The sequence below is a fragment of the uncultured Polaribacter sp. genome (genome assembly GCF_947495205.1).
Taxonomy (GTDB): Bacteria; Bacteroidota; Bacteroidia; order Flavobacteriales; family Flavobacteriaceae; genus Polaribacter.
Map to the genome: position 1 here is coordinate 1 of NZ_CANLXV010000017.1, position 12592 is coordinate 12592.

Below are 12592 nucleotides of genomic sequence, written 5' to 3' on the forward strand. Positions count from 1 at the left end.
TTTCAGTACTTTAATTTACTAAAAATCTATCTTTTTTGCTAATAAAATCTATCTAAATATTAATCGAACTCGGGTTAAAAAAAGAAACTAAATAATAAATATTTCTTTATTATGCCATTGAAGTGATTCCACAGAGGGAAACCAAGAAGTTTTCTCAGGAAGAATTATTCTTTTACCATTAAATTGAGATAAAGAGAATACAGAATTATTTTCATTTACTACTGGAGAAATTCTTACTACATAATCTTTGTTTATAGTAATTAAGCCTCTATCAAATGCTCTATGTAAATTAGGTGATAAAGATATTCCATTTGGTATTGTATCATCATTAGAAATGCTGAAAGGTACTATATGGCAAGCATCAATCATTTGAGCGTTTGTAGAGGATTCTATTTTCATTTGAGAAATACAACAGCTATAATTATAAATTTTAGGAATTGTTTTTTTAAACAAACCACCTCTTATAAAAAGTTCCTCCTCAAATTTATCTTCATCTAAAGTTGCTCTTAATTCATCTAAGCTGTTTTGATACTCTATTTTTTCTTCATTTAAAATTTGATACTCTATTTTTTCTTCTTCAACATTAATATTATTGAAACTAAAATTTGATTTAGTATTTGGAAAATAATTATTTAATAAATTTTCAACAAAAAATAACCTATTAACAGATTCTGATAGAAGTAAAAATAAATCCTTATCTATTTCTGCAAATGCTATAGTTTCTTTTAAGCTTTTGAAACTTTTAATACTTTTGGACTTAGTGATTTTAAGTTTCATTGATGGTTGTGTTACTAAATACCAAAAAGGCTCACTTCTCATATGAAAAAAAGGAAGTGCAAAATTAGTAATGTGTTTACTATCTACTAATAGATTCCAGAAATTGTTAAATGATAATAGTAATTCAGGAGTAATAAAAATTCTATTTGAATTAATATTCCCCTTATCTATTTGCTGAATTATAGCAAGTAATAAAATAGGTTTATGAGGAGCTCTGCCTAAATTTTTATTATATCCTCTGTTTAGAGAATTAAAATTCGTAATAAATTTTGATAAGATTTCTGACATATCGTTTTACTTCTATAGAGAGGCGGAGTAAATTGCTATCAAAAAGAAAAATTCCTTTCAACCCAAATATACAATTAAAATATTGCATTTTTTGATATAGCGTAAGATGATAACATTTTAGAAATATATATTTTCACTTATAACAAACTTCTTACAGAAGGCTCACTTAAACCACACTAATTTTACTGTGGTTTTTTGTTTTTAATAAGTATATTTTTTAGCTTTTTTATTCTTCTTTAAAGTCATTTTAAAAATCACATTAAAAACCTATACATTATATGATACCGCAACTTAGCTGCTGTCTATTCAGTTTTCTTTTATAAAGTTTTGACTTCATCATAAAATAAAACAACTATCTTTTCCAAGTGCCTCCGTATTTATAATTTGCATTGTCTTTTTTTACACTTAATAAACATGTTTTACATACAAATACCCATGTTTTTGGATTTTTATACTGTATTCTATACATGACATCAAAATTGAGCTTACAAATTTCACAATTTTTAATTCTCTTACTCATAAAATAATTCTTTTATTTTTGAATAGATATACAAAGGGAAATACCTCTTCTTTTTATAAAGATTTAAAGATACTTTTCGTTTTAAAAATAAAAAAACCTGATAGTTAACTATCAGGTTTTTTAAAAAATTATTTGAATAAATACTATAACGTATCTGCGTATTCAATTAAATCTACAATTTTTGTAGAATATCCCATTTCATTATCGTACCAAGAAACAACTTTTACAAAGTTATCATTTAATGCGATACCTGCTTTTGCATCAAATATAGAAGTTCTTGTATCTCCAACAAAGTCTTGAGAAACTACTAAATCTTCTGTATATCCTAAAACACCTTTCATTGCATCACTTTCAGATGCAGCTTTCATAGCCGCACAAATATCTTCATAAGAAGCCGCTTTTTCTAACTTTACAGTTAAATCTACCACAGAAACATCCATAGTTGGTATTCTAAACGCCATACCTGTTAATTTACCATCCATTGCAGGTATTACCTTACCTACAGCTTTTGCTGCTCCTGTAGAAGAAGGTATTACGTTACCAATTGCAGATCGTCCACCTCTCCAATCTTTCATAGAAGGACCATCTACTGTTTTTTGCGTTGCTGTTGCTGCGTGCACTGTAGTCATTAAACCTTCTGCAATACCAAAGTTATCATGTAATACTTTAGTTATTGGCGCTAAACAGTTTGTTGTACAAGATGCATTAGAAAAAATCTTTTGATCTGCTTTTAATTCTGTATTATTTACACCCATTACAAACATTGGTGTATGGTCTTTAGATGGTGCAGATAAAACTACTTTTTTAGCACCAGCTTCTAAATGCTTACTTGCTAACTCTTCTGTTAAGAAAAAACCTGTTGATTCAATTACATAATCTGCATCAACCTCATTCCATTTAAGGTCTGCTGGGTTTCTTTCTGCTGTAATTCTAATTTCGTTGCCATTAACAATTAACTTACCATCTTTTACATCTACTGATCCTTCAAATTGTCCGTGAACAGAATCGTATTTTAGCATATAAGCTAAATAATCTACATCCAATAAATCGTTAATTGCTACTACTTGTACATTTGGTCTACTTACTGTAGATCTAAATGCTAATCTACCTATTCTTCCAAATCCGTTAATTCCTACTTTTATCATTTTTTTATCTTTAATTATTTGTAATTCTTATGTAGTCATAATATCAGAAACTCTTAAAAGTTCTTGATTTATAGAATGACCTCCTTTTATAGCTTCTGCTATACTTGTACTTATTACTTCGTTATTTTGTAAACCAACCATTAGGTTTGTTTTACCATCTAATAATAATTCAACAGCTTTTACTCCTAGCCTACTTGCTAAAACTCTATCAAAACAAGATGGTGAACCACCTCTTTGCATATGGCCTAAGACAGATACTCTTACATCATATTCTGGTAAATTTTGTTCTACATATTCTGCCAGTTCATATACGTTTTTACCAGATTTATCTCCTTCTGCAACTACAACAATACTAGAAGATTTACCTGTTCTTCTACTCTTTTTTAGAGATTCTAACATACGATCTAAACCTAAATTTTCTTCTGGTATAAGAATTTCTTCTGCACCTGCACCAACACCTGCATTTAAAGCAATAAAACCTGCATCTCTACCCATTACTTCAACAAAAAATAACCTGTTGTGTGAAGATGCTGTATCTCTAATTTTATCAATTGCTTCTACTGCAGTATTTAAAGCAGTGTCGTACCCTAAAGTGTGTGAAGTTCCAAAAATATCATTATCTATAGTTCCTGGAATACCAATTACAGGAAAATCATATTCTTCATTAAAAATTACGGCTCCTGTAAAAGATCCATCTCCACCAATTACAACCATAGCTTCAATTTCGTTTTCTTTAAGTTGCTCGTAAGCTTTAGCTCTGCCTTCTTCTGTTCTAAATCCTGCAGATCTTGCAGATTTTAAAATGGTACCTCCTTTATTTATGATATTGTTTACGCTTCTTGCCGTTAGCTCAATAAAATCTCCTTCTATTAAACCTTCATAACCTCTATAAATACCAACGCTACTTACTCTATAATAAGCACAAGCTCTAACTACAGAACGTATTGCTGCATTCATTCCCGGGGAATCTCCTCCAGAAGTCATTACTGCTATTTTTTTTATTTTCTTCATAATTATCTTTGGTAAATTTACTGTTTTTTAAAGACTTAAAATAATAAAACTACGAAAACGTTTTAGCCAAATACACTATATTTTAAAAGGCTTTTCTTATAAAAATACTATAAAAACTATAAACCAAAAATCTGTATAAAACGTGCTTAAAAATAGTATAAAAAGTTACTTAAAAAGAGGTGAAAAGTTGTTTTAAGAAAAAAAATAGGTAATGCGTAGTTAGTTTCCTTCAAAATTATCAAAAATCACCTTTTTAGGCTTTAGCGTGTCTTTTTTTATTTGTTTTTTAGATTGTTCAGCTTTCTTTCTTTTCGAACTTATTTTTTGAAGTAAATCGGAAAGTGTGTTAAAATTTACTTGATATGACAAACCAATACCTTGCGTATATCCTTGATCTTCTATGGTATATTGAATTTCATTTTGTCTGTTAAAAATTACACCTCTAAAGTTACCGTCTTTATTTAAAATTACCTCTACTTTAACTTCACCAATAACGCTAGATTGTGTTTGTGTGCCAACGGGTACACCTACTTTACCATTTATTATAACTCTTTCTCCTACTTGCGTGCTTACAGATAAATCTACTTGATTGTCTATATTTAATCGTTCTATATCGTTATCTGTTTGACCTTGTTGGTAATCTACACCCAACTGAAATTTACTGTCTGGACTGTTAAGAAGACTAGAAAAAGCATTGGCAATAGCACTAGAAGCTGTATTTGCTATTTGATTTGATGCATTGAAATTTACTCTATCTGGATTTACAAAATTACCAAATGCTAATAAAGAAATAAACTGAGTTGTTTTTTCGTTTACATTATTATCATTTAAAATAAACTCTAACTCACTAGCAATTGTAGGGTCTACATTGGTTAATAAAATATCTAATTCTTGTTTAGAATTGAACAAACCACCAGAAATTCTTGCTACTAAATCTACCTCTATATTTCTATTAGAATTAAAATTTTCTAATAAAACACCTGGGTTTGCTTTTGCTTTATAAACAGCGGTTACGTCTAAATTCGCATCTGCTGGATCTCCATTCCAAGAAAGTGTACCTCCTTTTTGTATTACAAAAGGTTTGTTTACAAAACCACCATATTTAAAATCGTACACTCCACTATCTACCACATAATCGCCATACATATTAAATTTACCACGTGTATTTATTTCTATTTGTAAATTACCTGCACCTTTACCAGATAATTGACTGCCATAAACCTCATCTATAACCACTTGTGCTACAGCATCTTTAGTTACTTCTAAACCAATATTTAAACTTAAACCTTTTAATGCTTCTAAAGCAACTTCTTGTTGCCTATCTTCTACAACTGTTTCTTCTGTTTTAAAATGAATTAAATTAAAACTATCTACCGTTTCCACATCTTTTAAAGGCAAAACAAAAATAGTTCCAGGCATTGTTTTTGCATTAATATCTATGGTTAATCTATCTGTTAAGCCATAAACATCTGCTTTACCATCTATATAAGCAGCTCCGTAATATAGGGCATCTTCTGTGTTTTTTGTATCTAAAACTAAAAGATTATCACTTTCTATGGTTAAATCTAAATACCATTTTTCAAAATTTAAATGCGATATATTTCCTTTTAAAATACCCGTTGTTTGTTTTTGAGAGTCTTTTAATTTAAAATCTTCAAAAACAAAAGACTGTTCTAGGAGTGTAATTACAGATTCTCCTTCAAAATTATAATCAACATTTAAATAAGGAAATTTTAAACCCGCATTTTTAAGACGCAATTCACCATCCATATCTGGGTTTCTTAAAAAACCTCTTAATGTAAAGTTACCAGATGCTGTGCCTCTTAAAGAAGATAGTACATCTTGCCCTAGAGGACTAAATGCACTTAATTGAAAACCTTGCATAAAAACCTCTAAATCTATAATTGGTCTGGTAGCAGAAAAATCTAAAGAGCCAACTGCACCAATACTTTCTACGTCTTTATTTTCTATTGCTAAATTTACCTTATATTTTTCGTAGGAATTATCTCCTTTAACATCCAATAATAAATCTCCTTGTTTAAAGTTATTAATTTCAAAATCTTTGATAGATAAGGATGCCTCTGGAGCATAATCCCCTTCTTTTTGCACAAAATCTAAATGACCAGAAAGCGCTCCTTTTAATGCTAAACTGTCTATTTCCGGTAAAAAACTTTCTAATTTTACCTTTGTAAAATCTGCTAGTAAAATCTTGTTATTGGTTCCTTTTAAGTTTCCTGTAAATTCTATTTTCTGTTCTCCAGAAACTAGTTTAAACTGACTAAAACTAAATTCATTTGTATTAATATCAAAAGTAACTTTGTCTGTATTTGTTTTATTTGGGTTGATGTTCCAAGTGTTCTCTTTAAAAATAAAAGATGATTTTTCAAAACCAACCACAGACTTTCCTTCTGGATTAAAAGTGTAGAAAAAATCTAGATTAAAATCTTCATTATTCTTTTTACCACCTTTAAACTTAGATTTAAAAAACAAAGTATCATTTCTAGTAAGGTTAATTAAGCTTAACTTGGATACATTATAATAATCTGTATTTACCTCTTTTGCAGACAAAAAAGTATTGTATAAAGGATTTTTATTATCTGTTCTTAAAGAAATATTTTTAATTTCATTGCCGTAAACGGAAACTTTTGGAGAGTTTAAGTTTAATCGAAATAATTTTTTATCAGCATTTATTCTACCTTTAATTTTAGTATTATCATCAATATAAACATCGGCAAAAAAAGTATTAATTACTTTATTATAAATCTCAAAATTAAAGTCTAAAAACTGGTTGGGTTGCACATTATAAGGGTTGTAATTGGTATAAATACTTCCTAATGCATTTTGTGCTACTTTGGGTAAATCTGAAAAAGAAAATTTACCAGAAATTTTACCATTAACAATATCTTTAGAAGCAACTTGTATTGTTTTAATACTATCTTTTATAGAAGAGGTTACTGTAAACTCTTTAAAAGAGTGCTCTTTTTCTGGATTGGTATAAAAAACATTATTAAATTTTGCTTTTCCAAGAATATCATCAAGTGTATTCCCTTCTATATCTATTGCAATTTTTCCTTTTACAATTGCAGTGCTATCTCTTGTAAATAAATTGGTTTCTTTTAAATTTAAATAGGTAATATCTGCACCAAAATCAAATTTTCTGGTTGCTTTAGAAAGATCTGCCAATCCTTTAAAGTTCATTTTAAAATTTGCATCGTCAATTACCAAATCACCATCAAATTTATTGTTTTGATACTGTCCGTTTGCAATAATATTTTGATAGGTATAATTTTTAAAATCTAGTTTAGAAACATTACCTTTAAAAGCTGTATTAATATTGCCTAAAGTAAAACCACTACCGTTTACAAAGCCATTTAAAGAAACTTTACCAAATATTGGGTTGTTAAAAAAAGTCCCCATTTTAAAATTGATAAGCTCTAAATCTCCTATATATGAAGCTTTAGCTATATTATCAATTTTGTCTATTTCTAGGTCAGAAATTATAGTTCCTAGTCGTGAATTCATCTTTACAGACGCTTCTATTTGCGTAGGAGTAACTTTTACACCTCCATTTATTTTAAATTTACCAAATTTCGCAAATTCTGTTGGTAATGTTTTACCCAAAACATTTGGCAAAACGTTTTTTAACTCGTTGTATGTGGCCGATAAATTTTTGAAATCCCCTTCAAAAACAAATCCTCTAGCGGTATTTACTGCATTTACAAAAGACAAATCTCCTATAATTTCAATTCCTTTTTTGGTATTCAGTTTTAGATTCTTTAAATCGAAATTATTTAATTTTCCATTCATATTTCCCGAAAAAGTAATTACATCAGTTCCGTTTAATTCTTTATAGAACTTTTTTAAATCGGTTATTTTAAGTTTACTTTCTTCAAAATTTGCAGTAATATTTACTTTATCCGTAAAACTTGCCAAATCTTCTTTGCTATACGTAAATAAAATATTGGCTTTAAGTTTAGAATTTTTAGTAGCTAACGTGGTTTCATCAAAATTCATTTGTGCTTTTGTAAAAGCATAATTGGTTGTTAAATTAGTAACCTCTAAACCCTGATTGGTTTTAAAATATACACCTCTAGTTTTTGCAGAGATTTTTGCTCCTACAACAGCTAAATCTTGTAAATTACCACCAATATTAGATGCTGAAAACAATAATGGGTTGTCTTTATTTTGATTAATTAGCTTAAAATTTAGATGTTGTACATAAACATTATCGGCCTTTAAAATAAATGGTGGTGCTAAAGAATCTTTAGGTTTATTAGATTTTAAACTATTTATAAAAACACCCATATTATCTATGTTTTCCCCTTTATAGGTTTTCATATAATAATAACCATTTTCTAGAGTAATATCATCTAATAAAACCTTAGTATCTAATATTTTTTTTGCACTTAAAATACTAGTGCTTAGTTTTTTTACATAAATTAAAGTGTCTTTATGATGGTCTTTAATTTCTATATTTTTAAGTTGTACGCTACCTAAAAAAGATAAATTAATTTTACCTACGTTAAGATCAACACCATAATCTTCATTTATTTTTTCTGAAACGTAATTTCCTAATTTGGTTTGAACAAATGACGTAGATAACAACACACTTAACAAAAGTAAAAAGAGTATAAAATACCCTAAAATTTTCACTATTTTTCTACCAAGCGTTTTAATAACTTTATTGTTTAAGTTTATATTTTTTCAAATGAAATCAAAAGTAAGACCAGTATTACAAAGAAAGTGCAAATTTAACAAAGAATTAAATTTCTGTACTTAAAAATAGAAATTCTAATTAAAAATAATTTTACTTTTGCTTTAGATGAAAACTTCCATATATATATTAGGTATAGAATCTTCTTGTGATGATACAAGTGCTTCTATAATTTGTGATGGTAAAGTGCTTAGCAACGTTGTTGCCAACCAAGAAGTACACGCTAAATATGGCGGTGTAGTTCCAGAGTTGGCTTCTAGAGCACATCAACAAAACATTGTACCTGTGGTACAACAAGCGCTTTCTAAAGCAAAAATTACTAAAAAAGATTTATCTGCCATAGCTTTTACCAGAGGTCCTGGTTTAATGGGGTCTCTTTTGGTTGGTACTTCTTTTGCCAAATCTTTGGCATTAGGTTTAGAAATACCATTAATTGCCGTTAACCATATGCAAGGTCATATTCTTGCTCATTTTATTAAAGATGAAGAGGCTAAAAACCCTAGTTTCCCTTTTTTATGTCTTACTATAAGTGGTGGCCATACCCAAATTGTAAAAGTTTCTGATGTGTTTGACATGGAAATTTTAGGCGAAACTATAGATGATGCCGTTGGTGAAGCTTTTGATAAGTCTGCTAAAATTTTAGGTTTACCTTATCCTGGAGGTCCTTTAATAGACAAATATGCGCAATTAGGAAACCCAAAAGCTTACCAATTTACCAAACCAAAAGTAGGCGATTTAGATTTTAGTTTTAGCGGTTTAAAAACAGGAATTTTATATTTTATTCAAAAACAACAGCGCATAAACCCTAGTTTTATTGAAGAAAATTTAAATGATATTTGTGCATCTATTCAATATACAATTGTAGAAATTTTAATTGAAAAATTAAAAAATGCTGTAAAACAAACGGGAATTAAACAAATTGCAATTGCTGGTGGTGTTTCTGCAAATTCTGCCATTAGAAAGCGTTTAGAACTGGCAGCAAAACATTGGGGCTGGTCTACCTACATTCCAAAATTTGAATACACAACAGACAATGCTGCAATGATAGCTATAACTGGTTATTTAAAATACCTTAAAAATGATTTTTCTGAAATTTCTGTAACAGCAAAAGCAAGGTTAAAAGTAACGGAATAAAAACATTACTTTTTCTTTAAATGTTCTTCTATATCTGCAATATGATGTTGTAATGCTTGTGCAGAAATTTGAATTTCTTTTATGAGCAATGCTAAAGAAATAATTAGCAAAATTAGCGCAAAACCAAAAATATATACAGCAATTATTTGTTGATGAATATATATTAAAAACATAGTTAACACACATAAAAGTAAACTAGAAATACCAAAAATTTGCATAAATCTAGTTAGTGTTAATCGTAACTTTAAATTTTTAATTTGCCTTAACAAAGCATCATCTTGTTTTTGTAGATAAATATCATGCAAATTTCTAATAACAGTTGCATACGCCAAAAATCGATTTGTGTATGCCAACATAATTAAAGAAATTGCAGAGAATAATAAGGCTGGTGTTGTTAATGTTAGTTGTTCCATAGAAAAATCAAAATTAATCAATTTAAAAGAACCCTTATAGAATTTTATTACATTTACTACATGAAAAAATGGCTTCTTATTCTTACTATTTTATTTTCAAGCTTTGGTATCTCACAAAATTTACCAAATAATTTTGTGTATTTAAACGATTTTGATGCAAGCATACAAACTGAATTAAGATACTACACAAACCATAATTTTATTGGAAAACCCATAAATGGTTACAACAATAATTGCGTAATAATTTCTAAACCAGCAGCCAAAAAACTACAAATTATTCAGCAAAAATTATTAAAAGACAACTTAAGCTTAAAAATTTTTGATGCTTATAGACCTCAAACTGCCGTAAATCATTTTGTTAAGTGGGCCAAAATATTAAATGATACCGTAATGAAACAGCAATATTACCCTAATGTTGCCAAATCTCAATTATTTAATCTGGGATATATCGCTTCTAAATCTGGCCACTCTAGAGGCAGCACTGTAGATTTAACACTTGTAGATTTACAAACGAATAAAGAGCTTGATATGGGTAGCTCTTATGATTTTTTTGGAGAAGTGTCACATCCTTTTTATAAAAACATCACTTCAGAACAGAAAAAAAACCGCTTTCTATTAAGAAATATCATGATAAATAACGGTTTTATTCCTTATAACAATGAATGGTGGCATTTCACCTTAAAAAACGAACCTTTTCCTAAAACTTATCATAATTTTATGGTTGAATAGCAAATTTTAACAAAATAGAAATGTCAGCCTTTAAAATCGGCATTATATTTGTTAATGTTGATGTAAATGATAGTTCATGGCCAATTTAAATCGTAATCTTTTTATAACTTTTTGTTTGATATCTTCATTTTGTTTTGCACAATTAGACAAAACAAATGGAGGAAATAATACGAAAGGAAAAGTAAAAGCTTTGGTTATTAAAAACAGTAAAGTGTCAGAAAAACCAACCGCCATAGAATTAAATGGCGAAAATGGTTTTAAAAAAGCTTTTGATAAAGAACAAGAAAAATTAAAAAAAGAACAAGACCAAGCAAAACTCTTAAATAAAGGAGTAATCACGCAAAAAAAAATTCAAGAAGCTCGTTTTCTACAAGCTTTTAAAAATATTAACGGTCAATATATATATCCAGTTATAGATCAAGATTTGGGTAGTTTTAGATCTAACGCAAAAAGTGTAAATATTATTTGTAGAGATTTTCAATACCCAGACGGCGATCGTGTAAGTATTGTTGTAAATGGTGTAGTTGTTGTGCATAATATTTTACTAGAACAACGTTACAAAAGCTTTAACATTCCTTTAGAAGTAGGCATAAATAAAATATCATTTGTAGCACTAAACCAAGGAACTTCTGGCCCAAACACAGCTGCTTTTAAAGTATATAATGATGCTGGAATGCTATTATCTTCTAACGAGTGGAATTTGGCTACAGATGCCAAAGCAACCATAGCAATTGCAAAAGACAAATAAATTTCTTTTTTTTTATTAAAATACCCTTCACACGTTTTTTTATTCATTAAAAACAGTTATTTTTGTATTTCGATTATTACAAATTAAAACACAATAATCTAAAACAAACAACAATACAACAGGATGAAAAAAATCACCAAACAAACCTATTTAGATTGGTACAAAGACATGCTTTTTTGGCGTAAGTTCGAAGACAAATTAGCTTCTGTTTACATTCAACAAAAAGTTAGAGGTTTCTTGCATTTATACAACGGTCAAGAAGCAATTTTAGCAGGTGCATTGCATGCAATGGATCTTACCAAAGACAAAATGATTACTGCATACAGAAATCACGTACAACCTATTGGTATGGGAGAAGATCCTAAACGTGTTATGGCAGAATTATTTGGTAAAGTTACAGGTACCTCTAAAGGTATGGGTGGTTCTATGCATATTTTTTCTAAAGAACACCGTTTTTATGGTGGTCATGGTATTGTAGGTGGTCAAATTCCTTTAGGAGCAGGACTTGCTTTTGCTGATAAGTATAAAGGTAGCGACGCAGTTACTTTAACTTGTTTTGGTGATGGTGCTGCAAGACAAGGTTCTTTACACGAAGCGTTTAACATGGCAATGCTATGGAAACTTCCTGTTATTTTTATTGTTGAAAATAATGGTTATGCAATGGGAACTTCTGTAGAAAGAACTGCAAATCATGACGATATTTGGAAACTTGGTTTAGGTTATGAAATGCCATGTGGACCTGTAGATGCAATGAACCCTATTAAAGTGGCAGAAGCTGTAGATGAAGCAATTCAAAGAGCAAGACGTGGTGATGGACCAACTTTCTTAGAAATGAAAACATACAGATATAGAGGACACTCAATGTCTGATGCACAACATTATAGAACAAAAGACGAAGTTGAAGAGTACAAAAAAATAGATCCTATTACGCAAGTAAAGAATATTATTTTAGAAAAAGAGTACGCAACAGAAGAAGAAATTGCTGCAATTGATAAAGATGTGAAAAGCAAGGTTAAGGAATGTGAAAAATTCGCAGAAGAGTCTCCTTTCCCAGAAGTGCAACAATTGTATGACATGGTATATGAACAAGAAGATTATCCTTTTATAAGTTAA

9 protein-coding genes are annotated in these 12592 nt (G+C 29.2%); 4 read left to right on the plus strand and 5 right to left on the minus strand.

Translation table 11 applies throughout. The features are described 5' to 3' along the window. Positions 1–87: 87 nt before the first annotated feature. From Q0762_RS13250 to Q0762_RS13265, 4 genes are all read right to left on the minus strand, one after another. Positions 88–1065 carry an HNH endonuclease gene (locus tag Q0762_RS13250; protein ID WP_298767489.1) on the minus strand — a complete coding sequence of 326 codons (978 nt, stop codon included), beginning with the start codon at positions 1063–1065 and terminating at the stop codon, positions 88–90. Between the two features lie 663 nt (positions 1066–1728). After that, positions 1729–2730, minus strand: a complete 1002-nt coding sequence (gene gap / locus Q0762_RS13255; RefSeq protein ID WP_298767491.1) for a type I glyceraldehyde-3-phosphate dehydrogenase — start codon at positions 2728–2730, stop codon at positions 1729–1731. A gap of 27 nt (positions 2731–2757) precedes the next feature. Then, a complete protein-coding gene (gene pfkA, locus Q0762_RS13260; RefSeq protein ID WP_298767546.1) occupies positions 2758–3744 on the minus strand; it encodes a 6-phosphofructokinase in 987 nt (328 codons plus the stop codon). A gap of 216 nt (positions 3745–3960) precedes the next feature. Further along, complete coding sequence (locus tag Q0762_RS13265; RefSeq protein ID WP_298767493.1) at positions 3961–8394, minus strand: translocation/assembly module TamB; 4434 nt, start codon at positions 8392–8394, stop codon at positions 3961–3963. Between the two features lie 169 nt (positions 8395–8563). On the opposite strand from Q0762_RS13265, the gene tsaD reads away from it, so the two are divergent. After that, entirely contained in the window at positions 8564–9589 is a 1026-nt protein-coding gene (tsaD, locus tag Q0762_RS13270; RefSeq protein ID WP_298767495.1) for a tRNA (adenosine(37)-N6)-threonylcarbamoyltransferase complex transferase subunit TsaD, read from the plus strand. A gap of 5 nt (positions 9590–9594) precedes the next feature. On the opposite strand, the gene Q0762_RS13275 is transcribed toward tsaD, so the two are convergent. Beyond that, positions 9595–10002, minus strand: a complete 408-nt coding sequence (locus Q0762_RS13275) for a DUF2721 domain-containing protein (protein ID WP_298767497.1) — start codon at positions 10000–10002, stop codon at positions 9595–9597. A gap of 60 nt (positions 10003–10062) precedes the next feature. Here Q0762_RS13275 and Q0762_RS13280 point away from each other — a divergent pair, with 60 nt between their 5' ends. From Q0762_RS13280 to pdhA, 3 genes are all read left to right on the plus strand, one after another. Then, entirely contained in the window at positions 10063–10731 is a 669-nt protein-coding gene (locus tag Q0762_RS13280; RefSeq protein WP_298767499.1) for a M15 family metallopeptidase, read from the plus strand. 115 nt (positions 10732–10846) lie between these two features. Next, positions 10847–11479 carry a hypothetical protein gene (locus Q0762_RS13285; protein ID WP_298767501.1) on the plus strand — a complete coding sequence of 211 codons (633 nt, stop codon included), beginning with the start codon at positions 10847–10849 and terminating at the stop codon, positions 11477–11479. Positions 11480–11602: 123 nt separating this feature from the next. Then, positions 11603–12592: a pyruvate dehydrogenase (acetyl-transferring) E1 component subunit alpha gene (gene pdhA / locus Q0762_RS13290; protein ID WP_298767502.1), complete on the plus strand. Its 990-nt coding sequence runs from the start codon at positions 11603–11605 to the stop codon at positions 12590–12592.

Coding starts and splice junctions, on each gene's coding strand:
- Q0762_RS13250 (WP_298767489.1), bottom strand. CDS start 1,065: ATGTCAGAAATCTTATCAAAATTTATTACGAATTTTAATTCTCTAAAC.
- gap (WP_298767491.1), bottom strand. CDS start 2,730: ATGATAAAAGTAGGAATTAACGGATTTGGAAGAATAGGTAGATTAGCA.
- tsaD (WP_298767495.1), top strand. CDS start 8,564: ATGAAAACTTCCATATATATATTAGGTATAGAATCTTCTTGTGATGAT.
- Q0762_RS13275 (WP_298767497.1), bottom strand. CDS start 10,002: ATGGAACAACTAACATTAACAACACCAGCCTTATTATTCTCTGCAATT.
- Q0762_RS13280 (WP_298767499.1), top strand. CDS start 10,063: ATGAAAAAATGGCTTCTTATTCTTACTATTTTATTTTCAAGCTTTGGT.
- pdhA (WP_298767502.1), top strand. CDS start 11,603: ATGAAAAAAATCACCAAACAAACCTATTTAGATTGGTACAAAGACATG.